The sequence below is a fragment of the Rhizobium sp. No.120 genome, from assembly GCF_054558365.1.
Map to the genome: position 1 here is coordinate 25,719 of NZ_BAAJNQ010000008.1, position 24,960 is coordinate 50,678.

Here is a 24,960-nt window from a genome sequence, read left to right on the forward strand (position 1 = left end):
TGTCTATATGGAAAAAGATGCTCCAGCTCATCTGTCGCTGGGTCTGCTGTTGCGGCTCGTTCATCAGCAATATGCGCAGGCTGTCGACGCCGCGCTGGAGGAGGCCGGCTTTCGTGACATCCGCCCGCCGCATTCCAACGTCTTCACCTTCGCGCGTCCGGAAGGCATCCAGGTGAGCGAACTCACCCGGCTTGCCCATGTGCGCAAGCAGACGATGACGCAGGCGGTGGAGGAACTGGAGCGCCTGGGTTATGTCGAACGGCGACCGGATCCGAACGACCGGCGCGCTCGGCTGGTGTTTCTGACCGAGCGCGGCAAGGGCGTGCGGCCGGTCGCCATGGCTGCGGGCAAGATGGTGGAGCAGCGTTGGTCCGACATGGCCGGTTCGGGCGAAATCGAAGTGATCAGGCAGGGATTGCAAAACCTGCTGGAGAAGCTGCGTGGTGGCGAAAAAGGTAGCGAACAGCCGTCCGACGATGCTGCCGGCGCCTAGCGGCTCCCTGTCGCTCGCCGTGATCTGGGCGGGCGGCGCATCACGAAGAGTTTCGGTGCCCGGTCGGAATTTATGTCCTATCTCTCTTCCACCACCGTCAAACCAAGAGGACGTCGATGCAGGAGGGGAACTCGGTTAGAAAAACAAGCGGCAGGGTTGGCAAGACCAGCTTTGCATTCGGTGCGGGTTTTGCAATCCTATGCATAGGCTTCAGTCCTGCGCTGATCTCACCTGCCGCGGCGCAGACGATCATCGACGACTGGCAGAAGGTGAAGCCGCCGGCGCCGCCAGAGCTGAAGACTGTTGCCGTCGATCCGAAGGCGACGGCCCTGCTGATCCTCGATTTCAATGGCGCGCAGGACCCGACCAAGGGACCGTGCAACGTGAAGACCAAGCCCCGTTGCCTCGCCTCCGTCCCCAAGGTCAAAACCCTGCTCGATCAGGCTCGAGCCAAGGAGATGCTGGTGGTCTTCAGCCTGGCCGGTGTCGGCGAGCCGCAGGATATCGCAACGGCGCTCGCACCTCTGGCGAGCGAGCCGATCGTCAAATCCGGAGCGGACAAGTTCATCGGCACCAACCTGCGCAGCATTCTTTCCGACAAAGGCATCAAGACCGTTATCGTCACGGGTACGGCCTCGGAGGGCGCGGTACTCGATACGGCAACGGATGCCGCGCTCAACGGCATGAACATCGTACTGCCCGTCGATGGCATGTCCTCCACCGAGCTGTACGGCGAGCAATATGTGGCTTGGCACATGGTCAATGCACCTGGCGTGGCGCAGAAGACGACGCTCACCAGCATCGACAGGATCAAATTCTGATTTGCTGCAGCCCGCCATCCTCCAGAAGCGCCATGCTCGATCATTTATCGATCAACATCTCTTGAGTTTCGGCGCTTGGTGTTCGTGACATAGTATCGCCGGCAATGACCGCTATGCGATGATCCCTTTGGAGGATGCGATTTCATGTCTTTTCGCCAGATGGTTCCCGGCCTGGCGCTGGCCTTTTCCCTTATATCGGTAACGGCTTCCGCCGCTCCGCCTGAGCCGGGTCATGGCGCGCCTGCCAGTGCGAGCGGCGTGCTCTCGCTCCTGCCGCCCGATGCCGTGAGCGATCATGTGCTGAATGCTGATGGCAAGACCATCCCCTATACGACGACAGCGGGTACGCTCGATCTCTTTGGCCAGGATGGGCAGCGCAGTGCCGCGATCTTCTACACCGCCTATGTCGCAAAGAACCGGGATGCGAACCGGCCCGTCACTTTCGTGTTCAATGGCGGGCCAGGTGCCGCTTCGGCCTTCCTCAATCTCGGGCTCGTCGGTCCACGCATCGTCGATTTCGGCGCGGACGGGCGGGATGGCGCCAATGCCAAGCTGGTGGACAATCCGCAAAGCTGGCTCGAATTTACCGACCTCGTGCTGATCGATCCGATCGGTACCGGCTGGAGCCGCACTGCCAAGCCAGATGATCAGAATGATTTCTATGGCGTCGACAGCGATGCCGAGAGCCTTGCCAAGGCGATTGCCCTCTACGTCGCACATAACAGCCGGGCAGCATCGCCAAAATATATCCTCGGTGAGAGCTATGGCGGATTTCGTTCGATCAAGGTTGCCAACAGCCTGCGCGAGGATCAGGGCATTCTGATTTCCGGCGTCGTGATGCTGTCGCCGCTGCTGGAGGGTCGGTTTGTCTTCGGGGGCGGTGAGGATGCGCTTGGCGCGGCCCTGCAGCTGCCGTCACTGGCAGCGGCCGAACTGGAGCGTCAAAACGCCTTCAGCGAGAAAGCAGTCCAGGATGCCGAAGCCTTCGCTTTCAACGAATATTTGCCAACTCTTGCCAGACGGCCGCCATCAGGAGACTCCGGCCAAGCCTTCTACGGACTCGTCGCGAAGCTGACCGGCATACCGCAGGATGTCGTCGCCAAGAACCAGGGCTTTCTTGGCGGCGTCTATCGCAAGCATTCCAATGGCGATGGCGCGGATGTGGCGAGCGCCTATGATGCTTCCTTTCTGGCGCCCGACCCCTATCCGCAGTCCGAGGCCGAGCATGGCGGCGATCCGGTTCTGGATGGCTTCGTCCGCGCCTATGGCGGTGCCTTTTCAGGCTATGCACGTGACGAGTTGGGCTTCCATACCGACATGACCTACACGCTGCTGTCGTCATCCGTGAACAGGGAATGGAAATGGGGTGGGCGCAATGGTGGCTCGCGCGGAACCGCGGGCGTCAGCGATGATCTCAAGGAGCTGCTGTCGCTCTCGCCATCCTTCCGGGTGATGATCGGGCAGGGCTATAGCGATCTCGTCATTCCCTTTGGCGTGAACAAATATGTGCTCGACCATATGCCGTCCGATTTTGCTAACCGCGTGGCGATGAAGCTCTATCGCGGCGGCCATATGTTCTACACGCGGCCGACGTCGCGCGAGCAGTTCACGGGCGACGCCAAGGCGTTTTATGCTGGGCAGCTCAAGGCGGTGCCGACACCGCAATCGAACTGACCGTCGTTCGGGACTTTACCGGGAACCCGTTCTCACCTGTTTCTCGCGACCATGGCCTTGATGGTTTCACGGAGCTCGTCCTTTGCCTGCTGTGGGCTGATGTCGCCTGTCGTCGCAGCATAAGACAGGGCTTCGGCGGCACCCAGCATCGCCCAGAGGCCGGCCGATTTGATGGAACTTGCATCGGCGAAAGGAGCGAGCAGCGCGCGGCATTTCTCAATGAAGGCCATGTCATATTCGCGCTTGATTTTTTCAAGCTCCGGCGTGCCTGCAAGGGCGGCGATGATACCGGGTATTTCGCGTCCCTGCAGCAGCACACAATCGACATAAGAGGCGGCTATCACCTCCGCCCTGCCTGTCAGCGTCGGGCTGCTTGCATCCAGCGCCTTGTCCATCACCGAGGTCTGTCTGATATCGTATTCGCGATAGAGCGCGGCAAGCAGGCCGGAACGGGTCGTGAAGTGGTCGTAGACCACAGGTTTCGTCACGCCGGCACGCTCAGAAAGCCGCCCCAATGTCAGGGCTTCCGTTCCCTCTTCGCCGATGATTTGCCAGGCAACCTGGATGAGCTGCCGGTAGCGCTCCTCCCGCGTCAGGCGGCTGCGGGATTCCGGTTTCTTTATCTGCATGCTTGACATCGCTATATACCAAAAGTAACTTACTAAAAGTATATAAGACTGGGCCGCCGCTCACAATGTGTCATCAGGAGTTTTTCACATGCACGCGCTTATCGTCATTGCCAATCCGAATCCCGAATCGTTCAGCCACGCCGTCGCGGCCAAAGTCGCCGAAGGTGTAACGGCTTCGGGGGCTTCGTTTGAAATCGCGGATCTAACGGCGGAAGGTTTTGATCCGAGGTTCAGCGCCGCCGATATTGCGGCTCATCTCAGAGAAGGGCCATCGCCCGAAGATGTTGTTGCCGAGCAAGCGCGAATCGATCGCGCCGATGCGTTGGTGCTGGTCTATCCGGTTTATTGGTGGTCCATGCCTGGGCTCCTTAAGGGATGGATCGACCGGGTGTTCACAAATGGCTGGGCCTATGACGACATGCCCGGTGACAGGGCGATCAAAAGATTACGCCATCTTCGCGTCCATCTGATCGCTATTGGCGGTGCAACCATGCGGACCTATGCGCGCCATGGCTATTTCGGTGCCATGAAGATGCAGATCGATCATGGCATTTTCGGATATTGCGGCGCTCCCGTCGCGACCTCCGAATTGCTGCTGACGGAGACGCAGGATGTGAGCTCCCATTTCAATACCGCCCGCGCCATCGGGCAAAATCTCTTAGCTGTTTCGCGATCGACGAAGGCGGCGGATGCGGCCTAATCGTGCTGCTGCAGTTGAAAGAGATGCTTGATGCGCGAGCTTAGCGAGGTCACGTGAGCGCCATGGCCGAGCATATCAACATTGGCGAAGAGATGCTGCTCCGCCTCGATGCGTTTTGCCAGAATGGCGCCGAGTTCTTCGGCAAGGGTCGGCCGGTCATGCAGCAGCGGCGCCAGACATTCCTCGCCGATTTCATAGGTGACGACGAAGGTCAGGGCGCGAACCGTCCCGACTTCGCCCGACCCCATCAGCAGCCCGTTCTCACCGAAATAATCTCCCGGCGCAAGGCGCGTCAGCTCGATCTGGCGATGCCCTTCGCGGCGGGTGATGCTGACGACGCCCGAGCGGACGATCGTCAGCGCCCGCATGCGGGCATCCTGTTCGGCGATGACGGCATCCTTGCGGTAGGTCCGACGCTGCATATGCGATGCCAGATGTTCCTTTTCATCCTCGGTAAGCGAAGAGAACAGGGGGATATTGCTGACAAGCCGCCATGGTGTTCCGGGCGCATGTTGCTTCTCGTCGGCCGCTTCAGGCTTTTGCTCCATCGGAAGCACGATCGTGCCGGGGGGATCGGCGAATTTCAAGTTTGCCGCCTTGGCGTGGCGAAATAGCAGATCGTAGATCTCGTTCTTTGCGGCTTGGGTCAGCGACATGTCGCGCACGCGAAAAGACAGCTGCAGTTCGATCGCCTGCCCATCGATGGAATTGATGGCGACATTGGGTTCCGGGTTCTTCTGGATCGAATTGCAGCTGATCAAGACGTTTTGCATCACATCCGCGATGATGCGCGGCAGAGTGGTCGGCTGAATCCGAACGGTGACGGTGGCGCCATGACTCTCGTCGGGCGCGGAGAGATTGGTCAGCCGCGTCTTGGCAAGGACGCTGTTCGGAATGACGACCAGATCGTTGGTGCCGCTCAGCAATTGCGTGGCGCGCCAATTGGTTTCGACGACGCGGCCCTGGACATCATTTTCGAGGATGATCCAGTCGCCGACGGAGTAGGGGCGGCCGAGATTGAGGGCGATGCCGGAGAAGACATCACTCAGGGTGCTTTGCAAGGCAAGACCGAGAATGATGGCGAAGACGCCCGATGTCGCGATCAGTGTGCCGATCGGGACGCTGAAGACATTACCGACGATGGAGAGAATGGCGCCGAGATAGATGACGCCGACGATCAGATCCTGCAGCAGCCGGCCTTCGCGGGGTTTGCGCTCGAAAATCAGGAACAGCCGCACACAGGCGATCAGCACCCAGGCACCATTGACCCACCAGACGATCTTGGCAAAGCCCGTGAAGGTGCGCAGCGTCACCGAGTCCTGCGGCGGGCTCGGCTCATAGGGCACGATGCCGTGATAGAACAAAAGTGCGGTCAGGCAGACGAAAAAGGCGATCTGACCGATCAGACGCCCCGCGCGCTGGTGACGCAGCATGATGCGGCTGACGAATGTGCCGACGACAACCAGAATGAAGAACTGGACGATCGGATCGCCAAGAAGTGCAATGGACATGGGGACTTGGTCGCACTCGGTCTTTCGGATGGGCGCTAAATTGGCACGAAAGAGGCGGCAGCGCCATATGCAGAAAAAGTATGATTAATTGACGCCGACGCCTTGATCTCAGGACTTGTACCTTGATAATTAGATGACGATTATCATCTTATATCTGTCATCCCGTCCTGCTATCTGCTCTCGCAGCGCCACCTTAGCGCTCCGACATCATTAAGGAATACCCATGATACAGTCTTTCGAGATTCGCGGCGATCTGCTGATCGGCTCAGATTCTACCGGCGGCAACAGAACCGTGCGTGCCATCAACCCGGCAACCGGCGCAAGCCTGGAGCCGGCTTTTGCGATCGCCGGCGAGAGCGAAGTTGCCAAAGCGTGCGAACTGGCGGCGCAGGCGTTTGACGTTTACCGTGCGACCACTCCCGAACAGCGCGCAGCATTCCTCGAAAAGATTGCCGACAATATCATGGAAATCGGCGATGCACTGATCGAGCGGGCGGCGGAAGAGACCGGCCTGCCGGTGGCGCGCCTGCAGGGCGAGCGCGCCCGCACCGTCGGCCAGCTGCGGCTCTTCGCGCAGGTGGTCCGTGCCGGCGAGTGGCTCGACCTGCGCGTCGATCCGGCCTTGCCTGAGCGCAAGCCGTTGCCACGGCCGGACCTGCGCCTGCGCCAGATCCCGCTCGGCCCGGTCGCCGTCTTCGGCGCCAGCAACTTCCCGCTCGCCTTCTCGGTTGCCGGTGGCGATACGGCATCGGCACTTGCCGCCGGCTGCCCGGTCGTCGTCAAGGGCCATCTTGCCCATCCGGGCACGGGCGAGCTTGTCGGCCGCGCCATCCGCGCCGCCGTCGCCGCATCCGGTCTTCCGGAAGGCACATTCTCGCTACTGACCGGTGCCAATGAAACCGGCGCAACACTGGTGCGCGATTCCCGCATCAAGGCCGTCGGCTTCACCGGCTCGCGCGGCGGCGGACTGGCGCTCGGCGCCATTGCCGCGGCGCGGCCCGAGCCGATCCCGGTCTATGCCGAGATGAGCAGCGTCAATCCCGTTTTCTTGTTCCCGGCAGCGCTTGCCGCGCGCGCCGAGGCGATCGGGACCGGCTTCATCGATTCCCTGACGCTCGGTGCCGGCCAGTTCTGCACCAATCCGGGCCTGCTTTTTGCAATCGAGAGCCCCGACCTCGACCGCTTCGTCCAGGCTGCCAGTGACGCGCTGACCGGCCGTGCGCCCGCGCCAATGCTGACACCCGGCATTCACGCCGCCTTCGACAAGGGCGTTGCGGCACTGGCGGAACATGAAGCTGTGAAGACCGTCGCTCACGGCGCTCCGGCTGAAGGTGTCAATCGCAGCCCCGGTATCTTCTTCGAGACCGACGTCGAGGAGTTCCTGGCGGATGAACGTCTCGGCCATGAGGTCTTCGGTGCAGCGAGCCTTCTCGTGCGCTGCAAGGATATCGACCAGATGATCGCCGTTGCGGAAAAGCTCGAGGGCCAGCTGACCGCGACGCTGCAGATTGAAGCGGAAGATTATGCGGCGGCCACCAAGCTCGTGCCGGTGCTGGAGCGCAAAGTCGGGCGTATTCTCGCCAATGGCTGGCCGACTGGCGTTGAAGTCTCCCACGCCATGGTGCATGGCGGGCCGTTCCCGGCGACCTCGGACAGCCGCACGACCTCGGTCGGCACGCTGGCCATCCGCCGATTCCTGCGCCCGGTCTCCTATCAGGATCTTCCGGAAGGGCTGCTGCCGGCGGAATTGCGTGACCAGGGCGTCAAGACGTTGCCGCATCTGCTGGATGGCGTGCGAAAGAGTAACTGAGCCGCCCCCGACGGGATAGATGACATTCTTTGAAGCGGGTCAGGTTGGCCCGCTTTTCTTTCAGTGCGGCTACGTTGCCGCACTTTGTTGACGGGCCTCGAGATGTGCCTTGTAATGCTGAAGCGATAGCTCGGCTCCGAGGTGAGAAAGCTCCGTCGCTACGGCCTCGGCGGCCTGTCCTGCTGGCTCGATGACCCGCTCGAACATCTCAGCTTCATAGGCTTGGACGGCACGTTTCCAGTCGGCCTGCTCAAGAAGCTGGCGGCTGAGCTCCGCTGCGTCCAGCATCGCCATGTTCACGCCTTCGCCGCCGAAGGGCGACATCACATGTGCGGCATCGCCCAGCAGTGTGATGCCGATGCGGTTCTGCCAGTGGTGGCCAACCGGCAATGCGTAGATCGGTCGAGAAACAATATGGTCGTTGCTGGCTTCGATGAAGCGCAGAATCTCCGGCGTCCAGCCTTCGAACTCGGCCATCAGCCGCGCGCGGGCTTTTGCCGGCGTTGAAAAGTCGAAGGTCTCGTCTGCCCAGTCGGCCGGCACACGGAAGATCGCGTAACCTCTGAGATGGGCGTTGCCGTTGCGCTGGACGATCAGGCCTCTTCCATCGGCTTCGACGCCGATCTTGCCGCGGCCGACAAGGACTGCGAGATCCGGATGGCTGGCGTCGACATCGTCGATGCCGAATTCGATGAAAGTGATACCGCTATATTGCGGGTGGTACGAGGAGACAAGCGGCCTGACCTTGGACCAGCTGCCGTCAGCGCCGACGACAAGGTCGAAGGGACCAGCCATTCCGTTTTCGAAGACCAGATCGTACGTGCCGTCGTCGCGCGGGCGGACTTCGCGCAGACCGTGGTTCCAGCAGATGACTTCCGATGGCAAAGAGGCGAGCAGGATTTGCCTGAGCGCGGTGCGGTCGACCTCGGGCCTATCGGATTCATCTGCGTCGTCATCGGCGAAGAGCAGCGCGCCATGCTTGTCATAGAGCCGGCTTCCTTGATCCTCATAGCGGGCGATTGTCAGGAATTCTTGGTAGAGGCCGGCGCGGCGCAGCGCGAGCTGGCCGGATTCTACATGGAGGTCCAGCGTGCCGCCCTGCGGCCGGGAAAGTGCATGTTCCTCGCGTTCGAATACGATGGTCGGCACACCTGCCTGGTGGAGGATGCGGGCCAGGGTCAGACCACCGGGACCTGCGCCGATGATGGCGATGCGGGGATAGGATGTCATGGACAGAGTTCTCATAATTTTTTATATAGGTACCTATATAAATTAACATAGGTACCTACTCAAGTGGTGAAGACATGATTGATTGGGATTTATTCGACACACCGGCGCCGCTCATCAACATGGCGTCGCGAGCGTTTTCACGTCTTGGCGAACGTCGGGTGAGAGCTTTGGGCTTCAATATCGGCCAGCTGCCGGTGCTGTATTTGCTCCGGAATGGCGCGCAGATGTCGCAGAAGGATTTGGCGAAATTCGCCAAAATCGAGCAGCCATCGATGGCTCAGATGCTGGCGCGCATGGAGCGGGATGGTCTGATCCGGCGCACGCCCGACCCGGCCGATGGCCGCAGTAGCCTCGTGTCGTTGACCGAGGCCGCAGTCGCGAAACTCCCGGCAGCGCGCCAGGCGCTGGAAGAGGGGAGAGAACAGGTTCTTTCTGGCTTCAGCGCTGATGAAATTCAGACGCTGGTTGAACTCATGCGGCGGTTAAACCAGAATCTGGATCGGATGGTGGCCGAGGAGGATGGGTCGTAGGCGCGCTGGTGTGCGCCTACGACGATCAACATTCAGATTTCGGCGTAGACGATACCGGTGAACGAGCCGGCATGATGAAGAAGTTCGCGCTCGCCTGAACCATCGAGGCTTGCCGAATAGAGGTTGCCGCCGATGTCGGTGAAGAACATGCGGTTGTTGGGGAGATCGAGCGAGAGGCCGATGCCTTCGTCTAGCCCTTCGAGGACGACTTCGGAGGTTGCGGCGATATCGTTCATCGCTGCGCGATTGACGGTATTACCGCGCGGGAGATTGCCGCGGTCGGTCCAGTAGATCGTGCGCGTGGCGAGATCCAGCTCGAGGTCGATCGGTTCCGGCAGCTTGTCCAGCAGGATTTCTATGTCGCTGCGGCTCGTCGCGGTTTCGCCGGCCGGGATATTGATGCCGGCACGGAAGATGCGGCCGAGGCCGGCATCCGGCGGCCCTTTCTGGGTCCAGTAGATCTGGCCGAGCGGCAGGTCGAGGGCGATGCCGACGCACCAGCGTTCGATATCGGCGCTGTCTTCCGGGCTGTCGCCATTCTGCACGAGGGTTTCGATATCGCTGCCGTCGATATTGGCGCGCATCACCCGCATGCCCTCGCGGTCGCACCAATAGAGCTTGCCGTTTTCGCGGTCGAGCTGGATCTGCTTCGGTGTGACGAGCGTGCTGCCCGGCGGGATTAGCGTGATGTGGTTGCTGCCGTCGAGGTCCATGCGCTCGATGGAGCCGTCATGGGCGTTGTAGTCGTTGCCCATCTCCGTCCAGTAGATCCAGCCGTTCTCGCTGTCGACGAGAATGCCGTCTGGGCTGCGGCCTTGCCGCTGGACGATGAGCTTCAAATCAGTGCCGTCGATGGCGGAGGAGAGGATTCGTCCGTCGTTGATATCGAGAAAAAATAGTCTTTCGGTCTTGTCGGTGGTGGTGGCAGGCGTCCGTGCTTCTGACATGAGAGCATCCTTTCGAGGGGCGGATCTGCGGATCACAGCGCGGCAATCATGACATCGGTTGATGACAGCATCATTCGCCGCGCGATCGGAGCGAGCATCTGCTGCGCTGCAGCAAAGATCAAGGGTCGGATTGTCGCGGTGCGCGGAGGGCTGTCAAATAAGTGTCATCGGTCTGATATAAATCCCCGACATTCCCATAGGGCTGCACCAGTCGAGCGCTGAAACCGAAGCCGGAGGTGATTGATATCATGTCGACGCTCCAGCAGATCGCCTTTCGCGCCGGTTGCTCGGTCGCGACCGCCAGCCGGGTGATGAATCGCAGTGGTCCGGTGAGCGATGAAATGGTGCGGCGCGTGCGCCGGGCGGCGGCGGAGCTTGGCTATCGGGCCGGCGGGCGTAGCGGCCCTGGCCGGCCGGCGATCGGGGTGCTCATTCCGAGCATCACCAATCCGGTTTTCGCGGCTTCGCTCTCGAGTATCCAGAACCGCGCCCTTTACGCGGGGCATAGCGTGCTGATCGCGCAATCGAACTACGATCCGGCGCAGGAGGTCGATGCCGTCGCCTCGCTGCTTCAGCAGCAGCCGACCGGGTTGATCCTTACACTCTGCAATCCCGAACGCAGCCTCGTCCTATCCTCCGCCTTGCCACCCACGGTCCTGCTTGGAAACTTGCCGACCAACCGCTTCACGGCGGCCGTCGCGACCGACAATTTCGGTGCGGGCCGGGACCTGACCGATCATCTCCTGTGCAAGGGACATCGCCGCATCCTGTTCATATCAGGCCATTTCTCCGCGTCGGATCGAGCCAAGCTGCGCTACCTCGGCTATATCAAGGCGATGGAAGCAGCGGGTCAGCTGCCTCTCGATGCGCTCGAAATTTCCTTCGTAAACAGCCTGGAACAGCTCGATCTTTCAGATGCGGTTTCGCGGTTTAGCCCAACGGCGATCATTGCCTCCAACGATCTTCTCGCGCTCGGCGTCATGGGTGCACTTCGGCGTCAGGGTCTTTCGATCCCGCGCGATATTTCCGTCGCCGGCTTTGACGGGATTTCCCTCGGTTTTCTAGGTGAAGTAGCTCTGACGACGGTGGAAATTCCGGATGGAACCATGGGGGCCGCTGCCGCCTCGCTGCTGCTCGACATGGCTGAGAATGCCGCGCCGCCACGTCATCTGACCGTGCCCTACCGGATGCGTGCGGGCGGCACAGTACGCGATCTCACCCTCCAATCCTGACATATCTTCGCATATGAAAACGCCGCCTCCTGTTGCGAGACGGCGCGGATCGTTCAGATGGGTTCGAAAGATCAGCTGCGCGGCAGCAGACCTTCGACGTCGGAAGCGGCGTCGTCGAGCGCTTCCTTCGGCTCTGCCGAGCCATCGACGATGCGTGAGAGGTTGTCGACGATGGTCTGCGTGACCTTGACGCCGTTGGAGCCCGGGAAGGCGTACCAGGGAACCATGATCGACATCTGGCTGAGGCCGGCCTGGAACAGCGGGTTCTTCTTGTAGAAGTCGCCGAGATATTCGGCCGACTTGGCAGCAAGCTCATTGTTCGGAACATAGCCGGTGCCGGGAACGACGACCGAGGCGCCATAGGGGCCGGCGGCGAACTTGGCGAATTTCCAGGCGGCTTCTTCCTTGACCGGGTCGTGGGTCAGGATGACGACGGCGTTGCCGCCCGTCGGCAGACGACCATTGACCGGGTCGATCAGCGGCAGCTTGGCAGTGCGCAGGTCGAACTTGGCGCCGACATTCTTGATGGTGTTGACGAGAGCGCCGGTCGTCTGGAATTCGAAGCCGACCTTACCGGCTGCGAAAGCCTGTTCGCCAGCGGCCTTGGTGAAGACCGGCATGCCGCCTTCCTTGACGAAGCGCTGGATCAGTTCGACGGCCTTCTGACCCTCGGGACCGTTGAAGGCCACCTTCGTCTCGTCGTCGCTCAGCATCTTGCCGCCGGCGCCGAAGAGGAGGGCGGAGAACATCCAGTCGTCGCCCTGCCAGCGGAAGTCCATGCCGTCGACGCCGTTGCCGAGCGCCTTGATCTTGCCGGCAAGCGCGATGACCTCGTCCCAGGTCTTCGGCGGGTTGTCCGGGTTGCCGCCGGCAGCCTTCACCAGATCGGCATTGTAATACATGATCGGGTTGGACGTCGCGAAGGCGAGGCCGACCTGTTTGCCCTTGACCTGGGCGAGCTTCAGGATCGTGTCCGAGAAGCCTTTCTCGGCCATGTTGCCCTCTTTCTTGACGAGGGGGCCGAGATCGACGGCGACGTTGCGCTCGTCCATCATACGCAGACGGTTGAGGCCGATGAAGGTGACATCGGGCATTTCGCTGGTGCCGGCCTGGCGCAGGATGGTCTGGATGCCTTCCTCATAGGTGGCCGAAGGAGCGGCGAACTGGATCTTGATATCCGGGTTTTCCTCCATGAACTTCTTCGAGATCGTGTCCATCACGTTCTTGAAGAAACCGGGCATGGGGTAGTGAACCGTCAGGGTCGTTTCGGCGTAAGCCGGGACCGACACGACCATCGAAATGGCCGCGGCGGCGAGAATCTGGGTGATATGCTTCATCGCTCGTTCTCCGTTGTCGAACCGATCAGCCTTTGAGACCGGTCATTGTGATGCCCTCGACGAAACGCTTCTGTGCCAGAAGGAATGCCGCGACGAGGGGAAGGGTGATGATGAGGGTTGCAGCCATCAGAGCGCCGTAGTCGTCGCCTGCTTCGGCGGCGCGGAAATACATGAGGCCCAGCGGCGGCGTGAAGTATTCCTGCTTGGTGATGACGATCAGCGGCCAGTAGAGGTCGTTCCAGTGCGCGACGACCGAGAAGATCGCAAAGGCTGTCACCGCCGGCCAGGCATTCGGCACGATAACGCGGGCGACGATACCGATTTCCGACATGCCGTCGAGGCGGGCTGCATGGATCAGATCGTCCGGCATGGAACGGAAGAACTGCAGGAACATGAAGATCGCGAAGACCGAGATCGAGAAGGGCGCGACGAGAGCCGTATAGCTGTTCAGGAGCGACAGGCTATTGAAGCCGACATAGAGCGGTAGCGCCGTCGCATGGATCGGGACCAGCAAGCCGAGCATGACCAGCACCATCATGGTGCGTGCCGCCGGGAACTTCAGCTTCGCCATGGCGTAGGCACAGGGAATGGCGATCAGCACTTGGAAGAAGAAGATCAGACCGCAGACCAGGACGCCATTGAAGAGCAGCGTGCCCATCGAAACCTTGCTTAGCGCCTTGGCGATGTTTTCGACATAATAGAAATGCGTCGGGATCAGCTTCAGCGCCGAGGTGAAGATATCGTCCTGTGCCTTGCCGGCGGTCGAGATCATGAAGATGTAGGGCGCGAGGAAGATGAGCGAGCCCAGGATCAGTAGAGAGAGGCGCAGGATGCGGCCGGGAGTGAAGCCTGTCGAGGTCATGTGTAATGCACCTGCCGGTCTTGGACGCGATATTGCAGGAAGGTCAGCACCACGAGGATGGCGAGAAACACCGTGGTCATTGCCGAAGCATAACCAACGCGGAGATAGACGAAGCCTTCCTGGTAGATGCTGAAGAGGAGGACTTCCGAAGCATGGTTTGGGCCGCCGTCAGTCAGGGCTTTCACCGTGTCGAAGACCTTCACCGCATTGATGATGCTGATCGTGGTGACGAAGAGCGTCGTCGGCCCGAGCATCGGCCAGGTAACGAGCCAGAAGCGGTCCCATGCGGATTTCGCGCCATCGACTTCGGCGGCGGCATAGAGTTCACGCGGGATGGCGGTGAGGCCTGCGAGAAACAGCACCATGTTGAAGCCAACCGATTGCCACACGCCGATGATCGACAGGCTGTAGAGGGCGGTCGCCGAGGCGCCGAGCCAATTCGGGCCACGCACGCCGATCTCGCCGAGCAGCGCGTTGATCGGGCCGATCGTCGGATGGAAGAGATATTGCCAGACGGTCGCCATCGCGACGATCAGCGAGGCGACGGGCAGGAAATAGGCCGTGCGGAAAAAGCTGCGGCCGATGCCTTCGCTCTCAATCAGTAATGCGACGCCGAGGCCGAGGACGATCGAGACGGGTGCCACGATGGCGGTGTAGACCGTCGTGTTCCAGAGCGATTTCTGGAAGGCGCGGTCGCGCAGCAGATGCGCATAGTTTTCAAAGGCGACGAAGCGCAGGCTCTTGTCGCCGAGCTGGAAATCCGTAAAGCCGAGCACGACGACGGCGACGATCGGCACGATGATGAAGAGCACAATCAAGATGATGGCAGGCAGGGCGAAGAACAGCGCCGTTCGGGCTTCGCTGCGTTCGCGTGCCGCGGCCGTCCTCATCGGCAGGGAGGTGGCGGCAATGCTAGCCATGCGCCTTCTCCCGTGTCGCGTCAACGGTCGTGGGGCTTGCGCGCAGGCGGCGGCCGTCTTCGGCGAAGACCATGGCCCGTTCGGCTGCAAGCGTCAGCGCGACAGGCATACCGGCGGACAGGCCGGCGACTTCCGCCGGTGCAAGCTTGACGACCATGGTTTCGCCGATGGCGTCGAGCTTGGCATAGAGGATGACTTCCGAGCCGAGGAATTCCATGCGCTCGATATGGGCGGCGAGCGCATCCTGACGGTCCTGGGAGAGCTGCACGAATTCCGGGCGGATACCGAGAGTCACATTCCTGCCGGCTAAGCTGCTGTCGTCGAGTGCCAGCCGGATGCCACCGAAGGCGACGGTGCCGTTTTCGGCGAGCGCCGGCAAAAGGTTGATGCGCGGCTGACCGACGAAGCGGGCGACTTCGACATGAGCCGGGTCGTCATAGATCGTCTGGGGAGAGGCGAGCTGCAGCAGCTGTCCACCAATCATGACGGCGACGCGGTCGGCCATCGACAGCGCCTCGGCCTGATCGTGAGTGACGTAGACCGTGGGCACGCCGGCACGGCGGTGCAGATCGACGATCTCGCCGCGAGCATGGACACGCAGATTGGCGTCGAGATTGGAAAGCGGCTCGTCCATCAGGAAGACGGCGGGACGGCGCACCATGGCGCGGGCGAGTGCCACGCGCTGACGCTGACCGCCGGACATTTGCCCGGGCTTGCGATCGAGCAGGTGATCGATCTTCAGCGATACGGCCATTTCGCGGACATCGCGGATAATGCCGGCGCGGGTCGTGCGCTGGCCGGGGATGAGCGAGCCAATGAAGGGTAGGCGCTGGACGCGCGACAGGCGGCGCATTGCGAGCGGCACGGCGATGTTTTCCGAGGCTGTCAGGTGCGGATAGAGCGCGTAAGACTGGAACACCATAGCGATGTTGCGGTCGGCGGCGGCAACACCGGAAACGTCGCTGCCGCCGAGGACGATTTCACCGCTGTCGGCATGGTCGAGGCCGGCGAGGATGCGCAAAAGCGTGCTCTTGCCGCAGCCGGACGGGCCGACGAGAGCGATGAATTCGCCGGGCTGGACGTCGAGATCGACGCCTTTGAGGATGGCGTTGCCGCCGAAGGATTTGGCGATGCCGCGAAGCGAAAGCGCACTCATTCGGTCGGCTCCTTTGCCTTGGGGGCGGCTTGCGGATAGACTTCCATGACGACGTCATCGAGGAAGTAAGCGGTCATGCCGGGTACGGCGACGAGCTCGGTCGATACACTCTCGCCAAGCTCGTGGATCGCCGCGCCGATCAGGCGTTCGCCCGGCATTTCGCGTTCCATCTCGCCGAGGATGAAGGCGCCAGGCGGCGCCCAGACCAGCTTCGTGTCGTTGAAGCGGCCTTCCCAGGTCCAGTGCAGGTGGCCACTGCCGAAGAGGGCGACATCGTGGGCCGCGATAAGATCGTAGAGACGGCGGCGCTGCGCCGGACGAACGCTCCAGTAGCCGGTATCGCCCTCATCGGGCGCATCGACGAAAAGCGGCTTGTGGGCAAAGAGAGCGATGCGGCGCTCGCCACGGCTTTCGAGCTTCTCCTGCAGCCAGTCGAACTGCTTCTGCTCTTCGGCATCCTCGAAGCCCATCAGCAGGCTGTTGAGGCCGATCAGGCGCCAGTTGTCGACGTCCTTCGCCCAATAATCCGGGCCGACGAGGCGGCGCCAGCGGTCCAGCCGCTCTGGATTGACGGGCTGATAGGAGCCGGGCAGGTGGCCGACATCGTGGTTGCCGGGCACGATCAGCATCGGCACGGAGAGTTGGCGCATCAGTTCCATGGAGAAGATGAGATCTTCATCCTTGTCGGCGCCATCGACGCTGAGATCGCCGGTGTGAATGATGAGATCGGCGCCACTTGCCTCGATCCATTTCGCCAGCGGCTCCCAATTGCCGTTGAAATGCGGCTTGTTGGGGCTCAAATGCGTGTCGGTGATCTGGATGATCTTCAAGGCGCTTCTCCGCAGTCTTCAGAAAGGGTGCGCCCGCGGAAGGGATTGCCCTCATACCGACGCGTCTCTGCGCTCTCTTTAGAGGGGCCCCATGTCAGTCAGGTAACAGGTGTTTTCAGCTGTTTTTCAGTTTTGTCACATCACCGTCAAATGATGCTGCCGCTTGTCTCATGCCGGAAGGACTGTACGCGGCGGTACCGGTGCTGTAGATCGTTGCGAAAGGGATCAGACATGTCAGACGAACAGAGCCGCATCACCAAACTTGAGGAAACCGTCGCCTATCAGGCCAAGACGATCGAGGAGCTTTCCGATCAGCTTGCCGAGCAATGGAAGGTGGTCGAGCAGACCAGGCAGAAACTTGATCGGCTGACCGAGCGGTTTCTGACGCTGGAGGAGCAGTCGCTCGACGCGCCGGCCATTACCAAGCCGCCGCACTACTGAGCTGCGTCCGGCGTTCACATTTCGGTGTTGCACGCGGGCGCGCGTAACAAAAATGCCTGTCCTCCCGTATTCCCTTGTGACTGTAGCATTTACAATCGCGGTCGAGAGGAAATCGTCATGAAGATTTTATCGAAGGACACGATCAGCATTTATTCAGGGCGCGTCACCCGCTTGGCCGGCTTTGCGGCGATCGCGGTATTGCTCGGCGGCGTTGCGCTGCAATTCGCCGGTCGCGCCTCTGCCGAGGACGCCCGCGTCATTCCCGCGCCGAGCATGGATGAAAAGGCATCCTCCGCCAATACGGAGACTGCGGTGCTTGCCGGCGGCTGCTTTTGGGGCGTGCAAGGCGTCTTCCAGCACGTCAACGGCGTGATCAGCGCCACATCCGGTTACACCGGCGGCAGCAAGGATGCTGCGCACTATGAAATGGTAGGCTCGGGCGAGACAGGCCATGCCGAATCCGTGCGTATCGTCTTCGACCCCCATAAGATCAGCTACGGTCATTTGCTGCAGATTTATTTCTCGGTAGCGCATGATCCGACGGAGCTGAACCGTCAGGGGCCGGATACCGGCACGCAATATCGTTCAGCCATCTTCCCGACCAGCCAGTCACAGGCCGATATCGCCAAGGCCTATATCGATCAGCTCAACCATGCCAAGGTCTTCGACGCTGCGATCGTCACCAAGATCGAGCCGGCGCGGCAATTCTATGCCGCCGAGGCCTATCATCAGGATTTCCTGACGACGCATCCGGACTATCCCTATATCGTCATCAACGACCTGCCGAAGATCAAGAACCTGCAGCATCTCTTCCCGAGCGATTATCGCGCCGACCCGGTTCTGGTGACGGCAAGCGCCAGCGCGAAATGATGATCCACCCTGACCGGCGAGCGATGCCTGCTGGTCAGAGCCGCCTTGCAAGAAATGATCGTTACTGCCGGTGCGTCTGGTGTATTTCTGCTTCACCAGATAGTCATCGAGAGTGCATTTCGTCATGATCGTCCGCGACCGGCCGAATCTCTTCCAGCTTTTCTTCATCGTCCGCGGGTCGATCATTCGGCGCATCCTGCCACAGATCATTGCCATCTTTCTGCTGTCGGCATTAATCGTCTGGGGCCATGAGGAGCGGCCGAACCTCATCGTCTCCTTCAATGGTTCGGCGCTTTCGCTGCTCGGCATCGCGCTTTCGATCTTCCTCGGCTTCCGCAACAATGCCTGTTACGATCGTTGGTGGGAGGGCAGGCGCGATTGGGGACAGCTCATCAATGTGTCACGCAGCTTTGCCCGGCAGACGTTGGTGCTCGAGGGAGCGGGTGGGGCCGGCGTCGAAGCACGCAAAAACCTGCTACGTCTGACCATGGCCTTCGCGCAGGCGCTGGTCTGTCTTCTGCGGCCCGGCAGTGACGAAGGCAAGGTGTTTCGCCTGCTGACCCCGAGCGAAGCAGAGTTCTACCGTGCGGCTCGCAACAAACCTGATCTCATTCTGCGCCTGATGTCCGCCGATCTCGCGCGGCTGAAAGCATCGGGTGTGATTTCCGATATCCAATATCAGATGCTGGACATCACGATTGGCCAGATGGGTGCGGCCCAGGCGGCTTGCGAGCGGCTCCGAAATACGCCGCTTCCGTTCGGTTATACGCTGCTTCTGCATCGCACCGCCTATCTCTTCTGTTTCCTGCTGCCCTTTGGCTATGTCGACACGCTCGGCTGGGGCTCGCCTTTCGTGACTGCCCTCATTGCCTACACCTTCTTCGGTCTGGATGCGCTGGGCGACGAGCTGGAAGACCCTTTCGGCAAGCGACCCAATGCGCTCGCGATCGGCGCGCTTGCCGATACGATCGAGATCAATTTGCGCGAAGCGCTTGGGGAAACCGACCTGCCGCCGCTGCCGCAGCCCAGGGATTTCCTGCTGATGTAAAAAATCGGCAAAAATATTCGCCGGGCGATGGAATAGAATCCGGAGTGCTTCCGTATATAGGTGTATGGAACGCAAAGGACGCACATTCGATGTTTTGGGGCAGCTCGGGTCGCTGAGACGATACGCCCGTTCGCTTGTGCGCAATGCGGACGAGGCCGAGGATCTGGTGCACGACGCGCTGGTCAAGGCCTATGAGCGCAAGGCATCCTTCCGGCGCGACGGCAATCTGCGCACCTGGCTGCTGTCGATCTTGCACAATGTGCATATCGATCGCCTGCGCCAGAAGAAGTCGCTGAACCGTCGTCACGAGGAGGCTGCGGCCGATCTCGAAACGGCGCTGCCGGCATCGCAGGACCATACGGTGCGTTTGAACCAGGTCCGCGAAGCCTTCTTCAGTCTGCCCGAGGAGCAGCGTGAGGCGCTGCATCTCGTTGCGATCGAGGATCTCTCCTATCAGGAGGCGGCATCGGCACTTGGCATTCCTCTGGGCACGCTGATGTCCCGCATTGCGCGGGCTCGCGCGACGCTGCGTAGTTTCGAGGAGGCTACCTCGAAGGTTTCACATCTCAGGCTTATCGAGGGAGGCGGCAATGAAAATCGTTGATCCGATCATCGATACCGATCTCGACGCCTATGTCGACGGCGAGCTGACGCTTGCGCGCCGTGTCGAGGTGGAATCCTATCTCTCGGAACATCCGGAGATCGCAGCCAAGGTGATGGCTGACATGAGCATCCGCGGCGAGCTGCGCATGGCGCTGGCCGGAGAAGGCCATGTGGTTCGGGCGGAAACGCGTGAGGCCGCGCGGCGGCTGGAGCGCGGGCTGGTCTACGGCCGCATGCTGGGTTCTTTCCAGCGCGTCGCGGCCATTGCCGTACTGGTTACGACCGGCTGGGTCGCGCATACGTCCTTCGGCGCCTTTACGGCGAGCGAGGTCAGTGCATCGACGCGGCCGCCAACCTTCGTCGACGATGCGGTGCGCGCCTACAAGACCACGGCCGTACGCGAAGAGCTCAAGCCGCAGTCGGCGGCTGCCAATTACAATCCGGATGAAATCCGCGCATCCACGGCAATCATTTTGCCGCAGCTGCCGGGGGACTGGCGCGTCACGGACGCGCAAATCTATCCGTCCGAATTCGGTCCGAGTGTCGAAATGATGGTCGATGCCGGCGAAGACGGACATTTGTCACTGTTTGCCGTCCGTCCGGGCAATTTCGCCGTGCAGGATGTCAGTCACATAAAGCGTGACGATGTCCAGGCTGCCTATTGGCAGATCGGTGAAGTCGCCTATGCGCTGATCGGCAACGGCAAGGCGGGTCAGCTTGACGGCGATGCCGAAAAGCTTGCCCGCAGCCTGTACTAGTTCGAATTTAAAGGAGAACGACCATGAATCCGACCAATCCGCGATACGGCTACGGAGCCGCCGCCGGCTCTCAGGCGCTCTTCGACGAGGGGCTGCGCCGGCACATGCTGCGCGTCTACAACTACATGGGCATCGGCCTTGTCGTGACGGGAATCGTCGCGCTGATCGTCGGCACGACGCCGGCGCTCTATGTGCCGATCTTCCAGAGCCCGCTGAAGTGGGTCGTCATGCTGGCGCCGCTCGCCTTTGTGTTCTTCTTCTCGTTCCGCATCCAGTCGATGTCGGCAAGCACAGCGCAGATGATGTTCTGGGCTTTCTGCGCAGTCATGGGCCTGTCGCTGGCCTCCGTCTTCCTGGTCTTCACCGGTACGAGCATCGCGCGCACCTTTTTCATCGCTGCGACCATGTTCGGCGCTACCAGCCTCTACGGCTATACGACCAAGCGTGATCTCTCCAACATCGGCTCGTTCCTGATGATGGGTCTGTTCGGCGTGATCATCGCCAGCATCGTCAACATCTTCCTGGGTTCGAGCGCCCTGCAGTTCGCCATCTCGATCATCGGTATCGTCGTCTTCGTCGGCCTGACCGCTTGGGATACGCAGAACATCAAGGAGCAGTATGCCGAAAACTACGATCAGGAATCGCAGCAGAAGCTCGCCGTTTTCGGTGCTCTGTCGCTCTACCTGAACTTCGTCAACATCTTCCAGCTGCTGCTGAATTTCACCGGCGAGCGGGAGTAGTTAGAAATTGCCTGCTTGAGCATGGTCTGAGCCAAAAGACACTCCACGTTTTTGGTGATCGTGCTCTGGGAATGCGTCTCCCTGGGGGCTTGTTGAGACGCATGACGCGCCTGCAGTATCTGCGCCGATACTGCAGGCGCAACTTTTTTGGGAGGGCGGCAGACGGGATCTGCAGCGATGTTCGCCGCCACGCGGCAAAGGGGAAGGTGCCGAACCAAGAAGAGCACTGTCTAAAGAAAAGGCCCGATAGCGCAGATCTGCTGCCATCGGGCCTTTCATCATTGGAGATATGCGGTTTCTCGTCCGTCAGGGGACGAGCATAATCTTACCATTCGGCGACGCTGCCGTCCTCGTGGCGCCAGACCGGGTTGCGCCAACGATGGCCCTCCTTGGCGCGCTCGATGACATAGGCTTCGTCGACTTCGATGCCGAGGCCGGGACCCTGCGGGATCGAAACGAAGCCGTCGGCATACTGGAACACCTCCTTGTTGGAGATGTAGTCGAGGATGTCGTTGCCCTTGTTGTAGTGGATGCCGAGGCTCTGCTCCTGGATGAAGGCATTGTAGCTGACGGCATCGACCTGCAGGCAGGCGGCGAGCGCGATCGGACCGAGCGGGCAATGCGGGGCAAGCGCGACGTCATAGGCTTCGGCCATGGCCGCGATCTTGCGGCATTCGGTGATGCCGCCGGCATGGCTGAGGTCGGGCTGGAGAATGTCGACATAGCCGTCCGACAGCACCGACTTGAAATCCCAGCGCGAATAGAGGCGCTCACCCAAGGCAATCGGCGTCGAGCAATGATTGGCGATTTCCTTCAGCGCTTCGCGGTTTTCCGACAGCACCGGCTCTTCGATGAAGAGCAGCTTGTAGGGTTCCAGCTCCTTGGCGAGCACCTTGGCCATCGGCCGGTGGACGCGGCCGTGGAAATCGACGCCGATGCCGATATAGGGGCCGATCGCCTCGCGGATGGTGGCGATGGTCTCAACAGCCTTTTCCACCTTGTCATAGGTGTCGACGATCTGCATTTCCTCGCAGCCGTTGAGCTTGATCGCCTTGAAGCCACGGGCAACCACATCCTTGGCATTGTTGGCGACGTCGGAGGGACGGTCGCCGCCGATCCAGGAATAGACCTTGATCTTGTCGCGCACCTGGCCGCCGAGCAGCGAATGGATCGGCTGTCCGAGCGCCTTGCCCTTGATGTCCCAGAGCGCCTGGTCGATGCCGGCGAGCGCCGACATGTGGACGGCGCCACCGCGATAGAAGCCGGCGCGATACATGACGTTCCAGTGATCCTCGATCAGGAACGGATCCTTGCCGATCAGATAGTCTTCCAGTTCGTGCACGGCCGCCTGTACGGTCAACGCGCGACCCTCGACCACGGGCTCGCCCCAGCCGACGATCCCTTCATCGGTCTCGATCTTCAAGAACAGCCAGCGCGGCGGAACGATATAGGTCGTCAGCTTGGTAATTTTCATGGGAATAATTCCGTTTGGACTTCGGGTTGCGTCAGCGGCGCGATGCCGCGGATCTCGGGGTTTCGGGATTTGTTTTCCGGCCTTTGTCCAGCCGTCGTTCGACGGCGAGATCGCGGGCGGCAAGATCGAGCATGCGATGGGCACAGGCGCGCGCCGCATCGCGGTCGCGAAGGCGCAGCGCTTCCACGAGTTCGCCGTGCACGGCGATTGCTTCGTCGCGGCTGTCGGCGGCGACGTTGGAGGCGTGCAGCGCATATTTGAGGCCGGCATGCATGGCGCTGGAGAGGCGCCGGAACACCTGGTTGTGACTGGCGCTGAGCAGCAGTTTGTGGAAAGCCACGTCGGCTTCCGTAAAGCCTTCCGGATCATCGCCGCTGTCGCGCATTTGCTGCCATGCGCTCTCCAGGTCGGCAATTTCACGGGCCGTGGCGCGCTCGGCCGCATATTCGGCGGCGGCGGGCTCTATGGTGCGGCGCGCTTCGAGGATGGAACCGAGAATATCGAAATCGGCGATATAAGGACCCATCCACTCCAGCACATCCTGATCGAGAATGTTCCAATCATCCATATCGCAAACGGAAGTGCCGATGCGCGGCTTGCCTCGCACGAGGCCCTTGGACTCCAGAACCTTGAGGGATTCGCGGATAACCGTGCGGCTGACGCCGTATATTTCGCAGAGATCGTTTTCGCGCGGCAGGGTCGAGCCGGAAGCATAGCGCTCGGCGCAGATGTCTTCGGCGATCGCCGCCGTCACGTTTCTGCGCACACGCGGACGACGCTCAAGCTTGGCCGACGCGCCATGCTCCTGCCTTTGCAGCGATTCCACGCTTTATCCTCCGCATCATTCCGCAGTTTCTGCGGACACCTCTCGCTGCGAAAGATCTGGGCGCTTTCGTGCCTCCCTTTTCGCATTGAGATGAGAATACGCCAATCATCATACATTGGCAATATTCTTGTATGATGATTTAGTCTGCTGCATTTCAGCCATTTGAGACCAGTCCGCGGCTATCAGGCTTTTCAAAATCGGCGCCGCTGCTGTTACTGCGGCGTCGTCTTCGCGGGATAGAACGATTATGGTGTTGACGCGGGCGGCCATTCCGCCTGCCGTCGATCATCAACGGGAGGCGGTTCCGCACCCAAGTTCATTCAACGACAAGGAGAACGACATGCAGATCAATCGCACAGGTTCGGCTCAATGGTCCGGTGGCTTGAAGGACGGCAAGGGTCAGATCTCGACGCAAAGCGGCGCGCTCAATCATTATCCTTACGGCTTTGCCAGCCGTTTCGAAGGCGTTCCAGGCACCAATCCGGAAGAGCTGATCGGCGCGGCGCATGCCGGCTGCTTCACCATGGCCTTGTCGCTGATCCTCAATGAAGCCGGCTTCACTGCCGAAAGCATGGAGACGACGGCCAAGGTCACGCTTGAAAGCGTTGAAGGCGGCTTCGCTATTACCGCCATTCATCTGACACTGATCGGCAAGGTCCCCGGCGCCGATGAGGCCACATTCACCGAGCTTGCCAACAAGGCGAAGGCTGGCTGCCCGGTTTCAAAGGCGCTCGCTTCCGTTCCGATTTCTCTGGAAGTTCACGCCGCCTAAGCGGTCTTTTGGCTCTTTCGCGTCGCCCTGGCTGGCGCGGCGCGTTTCATATATATTCCGCATTCGAAATTGGGCTGTCATTTCCATTTAATGCAATGCTCAAGGAGGGGCGAATGTCTGGAATTCTCTTGATTCACGTCGTCATCAGCTTGATCGCCATTATCAGCGGCATCGTGGTAGCCTACGGCTTCCTCACGGCCGACCGTCATAATCGCTCGACGCTCGTCTATATGCTGACGACGGCTCTCACCAGCTTGACGGGTTTTCTGTTCCCGTTTCATGGTGTGACGCCGGCGATCATCGTCGGCATCATCTGTCTGCTCATATTCATTCCGACGGCGCTGGCGCGTTACACATTCCACCTTGCCGGCATATGGCGCGCCGTTTTCGTGATCGGCGCGCTCGTGCTGTTATTCTTCAACTGTCTGGTGCTCATCATTCAATCGTTCCAGAAGATACCGGCGCTCAATACGCTGGCACCCACCGGAAACGAACCGCCGATTCTCGCGGCGCAGGTGGCGCTTTTGGTGGTCATTGTCTTCGTCGGCTTTTTCAGCCTTCGTCGTTTCCATCCAACACTTGTGGGTGCCTGACCGCGCAGGGATCGGCCTGCGACAAAATGCCGGACGCCTTTCAGCCCGTTCCGCAAGGAGCGTTGTTGAACGTTTAACTGTTGTTTCAAGTTCTTCGCCGCATCATCGGTTTATTCAGTAGCATCTGAAGCTGCCTACGGTTGTGGGCGGCTT

General features: G+C 60.6%; 27 protein-coding genes. 15 read left to right on the top strand and 12 right to left on the bottom strand.

The genetic code is table 11. The features are described from left to right. Positions 1-7: 7 nt before the first annotated feature. The 3 genes from ACYJRZ_RS21055 (at position 8) to ACYJRZ_RS21065 (ending at position 2,988) form a co-directional block, all read left to right on the top strand. Positions 8-493 carry a MarR family winged helix-turn-helix transcriptional regulator gene (locus ACYJRZ_RS21055; protein WP_459462195.1) on the top strand — a complete coding sequence of 162 codons (486 nt, stop codon included), beginning with the start codon at positions 8-10 and terminating at the stop codon, positions 491-493. Positions 494-609: 116 nt separating this feature from the next. Beyond that, entirely contained in the window at positions 610-1,314 is a 705-nt protein-coding gene (locus tag ACYJRZ_RS21060) for an isochorismatase family protein (RefSeq protein WP_459462197.1), read from the top strand. A gap of 144 nt (positions 1,315-1,458) precedes the next feature. After that, positions 1,459-2,988: a S10 family peptidase gene (locus tag ACYJRZ_RS21065; RefSeq protein ID WP_459462199.1), complete on the top strand. Its 1,530-nt coding sequence runs from the start codon at positions 1,459-1,461 to the stop codon at positions 2,986-2,988. 32 nt (positions 2,989-3,020) lie between these two features. Here ACYJRZ_RS21065 and ACYJRZ_RS21070 read toward each other — a convergent pair whose 3' ends face one another. Continuing rightward, the gene (locus ACYJRZ_RS21070) at positions 3,021-3,626 is read right to left on the bottom strand and encodes a TetR/AcrR family transcriptional regulator (protein ID WP_459462201.1); all 606 of its coding nucleotides are present in this window, start codon (positions 3,624-3,626) and stop codon (positions 3,021-3,023) included. 79 nt (positions 3,627-3,705) lie between these two features. Here ACYJRZ_RS21070 and ACYJRZ_RS21075 point away from each other — a divergent pair, with 79 nt between their 5' ends. Next, the gene (locus tag ACYJRZ_RS21075; RefSeq protein ID WP_459462203.1) at positions 3,706-4,317 is read left to right on the top strand and encodes an NAD(P)H-dependent oxidoreductase; all 612 of its coding nucleotides are present in this window, start codon (positions 3,706-3,708) and stop codon (positions 4,315-4,317) included. Here the strand turns inward: ACYJRZ_RS21075 and ACYJRZ_RS21080 are convergent. Next, on the bottom strand, positions 4,314-5,828 hold the full coding sequence (locus ACYJRZ_RS21080) for a mechanosensitive ion channel family protein (RefSeq protein WP_459462205.1): 1,515 nt from the start codon (positions 5,826-5,828) through the stop codon (positions 4,314-4,316). The genes ACYJRZ_RS21075 and ACYJRZ_RS21080 overlap by 4 nt on opposite strands. A 223-nt stretch (positions 5,829-6,051) precedes the next feature. Between ACYJRZ_RS21080 and ACYJRZ_RS21085 the strand changes: the two genes are divergently transcribed. Beyond that, a complete protein-coding gene (locus ACYJRZ_RS21085; RefSeq protein WP_459462207.1) occupies positions 6,052-7,638 on the top strand; it encodes an aldehyde dehydrogenase (NADP(+)) in 1,587 nt (528 codons plus the stop codon). Positions 7,639-7,707: 69 nt separating this feature from the next. Here ACYJRZ_RS21085 and ACYJRZ_RS21090 read toward each other — a convergent pair whose 3' ends face one another. Continuing rightward, positions 7,708-8,868, bottom strand: coding sequence for an FAD-dependent oxidoreductase (locus tag ACYJRZ_RS21090; protein WP_459462209.1), 1,161 nt, complete (start codon positions 8,866-8,868; stop codon positions 7,708-7,710). 74 nt (positions 8,869-8,942) lie between these two features. Here ACYJRZ_RS21090 and ACYJRZ_RS21095 point away from each other — a divergent pair, with 74 nt between their 5' ends. Further along, positions 8,943-9,398, top strand: coding sequence for a MarR family winged helix-turn-helix transcriptional regulator (locus ACYJRZ_RS21095; protein WP_459462211.1), 456 nt, complete (start codon positions 8,943-8,945; stop codon positions 9,396-9,398). A 32-nt stretch (positions 9,399-9,430) separates the two neighbouring features. Here the strand turns inward: ACYJRZ_RS21095 and ACYJRZ_RS21100 are convergent, their stop codons facing one another. Beyond that, positions 9,431-10,345, bottom strand: coding sequence for a 3-hydroxyacyl-CoA dehydrogenase (locus tag ACYJRZ_RS21100; RefSeq protein ID WP_459462213.1), 915 nt, complete (start codon positions 10,343-10,345; stop codon positions 9,431-9,433). Positions 10,346-10,593: 248 nt separating this feature from the next. On the opposite strand from ACYJRZ_RS21100, the gene ACYJRZ_RS21105 reads away from it, so the two are divergent. After that, entirely contained in the window at positions 10,594-11,577 is a 984-nt protein-coding gene (locus ACYJRZ_RS21105; protein WP_459462215.1) for a substrate-binding domain-containing protein, read from the top strand. A gap of 71 nt (positions 11,578-11,648) precedes the next feature. On the opposite strand, the gene ACYJRZ_RS21110 is transcribed toward ACYJRZ_RS21105, so the two are convergent. The 5 genes from ACYJRZ_RS21110 to ACYJRZ_RS21130 are packed head-to-tail and all read right to left on the bottom strand — an operon-like array spanning position 11,649 to position 16,682. After that, positions 11,649-12,914, bottom strand: coding sequence for an ABC transporter substrate-binding protein (locus ACYJRZ_RS21110; RefSeq protein ID WP_459462217.1), 1,266 nt, complete (start codon positions 12,912-12,914; stop codon positions 11,649-11,651). Positions 12,915-12,939: 25 nt separating this feature from the next. Then, entirely contained in the window at positions 12,940-13,776 is an 837-nt protein-coding gene (locus tag ACYJRZ_RS21115; RefSeq protein WP_459462219.1) for a carbohydrate ABC transporter permease, read from the bottom strand. Continuing rightward, positions 13,773-14,696: a carbohydrate ABC transporter permease gene (locus ACYJRZ_RS21120; RefSeq protein WP_459462221.1), complete on the bottom strand. Its 924-nt coding sequence runs from the start codon at positions 14,694-14,696 to the stop codon at positions 13,773-13,775. Before ACYJRZ_RS21120 ends, ACYJRZ_RS21115 begins: the two co-directional genes overlap by 4 nt. Next, a complete protein-coding gene (locus ACYJRZ_RS21125; protein WP_459462223.1) occupies positions 14,689-15,852 on the bottom strand; it encodes an ABC transporter ATP-binding protein in 1,164 nt (387 codons plus the stop codon). Before ACYJRZ_RS21125 ends, ACYJRZ_RS21120 begins: the two co-directional genes overlap by 8 nt. After that, a complete protein-coding gene (locus ACYJRZ_RS21130) occupies positions 15,849-16,682 on the bottom strand; it encodes a metallophosphoesterase family protein (protein WP_459462225.1) in 834 nt (277 codons plus the stop codon). Before ACYJRZ_RS21130 ends, ACYJRZ_RS21125 begins: the two co-directional genes overlap by 4 nt. Before the next feature lie 231 nt (positions 16,683-16,913). Here ACYJRZ_RS21130 and ACYJRZ_RS21135 point away from each other — a divergent pair, with 231 nt between their 5' ends. From ACYJRZ_RS21135 to ACYJRZ_RS21160, 6 genes are all read left to right on the top strand, one after another. After that, entirely contained in the window at positions 16,914-17,123 is a 210-nt protein-coding gene (locus tag ACYJRZ_RS21135) for a SlyX family protein (protein ID WP_015341249.1), read from the top strand. 117 nt (positions 17,124-17,240) lie between these two features. After that, positions 17,241-17,993: a peptide-methionine (S)-S-oxide reductase MsrA gene (gene msrA, locus ACYJRZ_RS21140; RefSeq protein ID WP_459462227.1), complete on the top strand. Its 753-nt coding sequence runs from the start codon at positions 17,241-17,243 to the stop codon at positions 17,991-17,993. A gap of 124 nt (positions 17,994-18,117) precedes the next feature. Beyond that, the gene (locus ACYJRZ_RS21145) at positions 18,118-19,041 is read left to right on the top strand and encodes a bestrophin family protein (protein ID WP_459462229.1); all 924 of its coding nucleotides are present in this window, start codon (positions 18,118-18,120) and stop codon (positions 19,039-19,041) included. Between the two features lie 64 nt (positions 19,042-19,105). Beyond that, positions 19,106-19,645, top strand: coding sequence for a sigma-70 family RNA polymerase sigma factor (locus tag ACYJRZ_RS21150; protein ID WP_459462231.1), 540 nt, complete (start codon positions 19,106-19,108; stop codon positions 19,643-19,645). After that, positions 19,632-20,402, top strand: a complete 771-nt coding sequence (locus ACYJRZ_RS21155; RefSeq protein WP_459462233.1) for an anti-sigma factor family protein — start codon at positions 19,632-19,634, stop codon at positions 20,400-20,402. The genes ACYJRZ_RS21150 and ACYJRZ_RS21155 overlap by 14 nt, the downstream gene beginning before the upstream one ends. 23 nt (positions 20,403-20,425) lie before the next feature. Continuing rightward, the gene (locus tag ACYJRZ_RS21160; RefSeq protein ID WP_112341769.1) at positions 20,426-21,142 is read left to right on the top strand and encodes a Bax inhibitor-1/YccA family protein; all 717 of its coding nucleotides are present in this window, start codon (positions 20,426-20,428) and stop codon (positions 21,140-21,142) included. Positions 21,143-21,467: 325 nt separating this feature from the next. On the opposite strand, the gene dgoD is transcribed toward ACYJRZ_RS21160, so the two are convergent. From dgoD to ACYJRZ_RS21175, 3 genes are all read right to left on the bottom strand, one after another. Beyond that, a complete protein-coding gene (gene dgoD / locus ACYJRZ_RS21165) occupies positions 21,468-22,616 on the bottom strand; it encodes a galactonate dehydratase (protein WP_092712672.1) in 1,149 nt (382 codons plus the stop codon). Positions 22,617-22,647: 31 nt separating this feature from the next. Further along, complete coding sequence (locus tag ACYJRZ_RS21170) at positions 22,648-23,442, bottom strand: FadR/GntR family transcriptional regulator (protein WP_459462236.1); 795 nt, start codon at positions 23,440-23,442, stop codon at positions 22,648-22,650. A gap of 108 nt (positions 23,443-23,550) precedes the next feature. Then, positions 23,551-23,712, bottom strand: a complete 162-nt coding sequence (locus ACYJRZ_RS21175; RefSeq protein ID WP_459462238.1) for a hypothetical protein — start codon at positions 23,710-23,712, stop codon at positions 23,551-23,553. 70 nt (positions 23,713-23,782) lie between these two features. Between ACYJRZ_RS21175 and ACYJRZ_RS21180 the strand changes: the two genes are divergently transcribed. Together ACYJRZ_RS21180 and ACYJRZ_RS21185 are read left to right on the top strand one after the other, a co-directional pair. Next, a complete protein-coding gene (locus ACYJRZ_RS21180) occupies positions 23,783-24,214 on the top strand; it encodes an OsmC family protein (protein WP_459462240.1) in 432 nt (143 codons plus the stop codon). 113 nt (positions 24,215-24,327) lie between these two features. Further along, a complete protein-coding gene (locus tag ACYJRZ_RS21185; RefSeq protein WP_459462242.1) occupies positions 24,328-24,807 on the top strand; it encodes a hypothetical protein in 480 nt (159 codons plus the stop codon). The last annotated feature ends 153 nt before the right edge of the window (positions 24,808-24,960 follow it).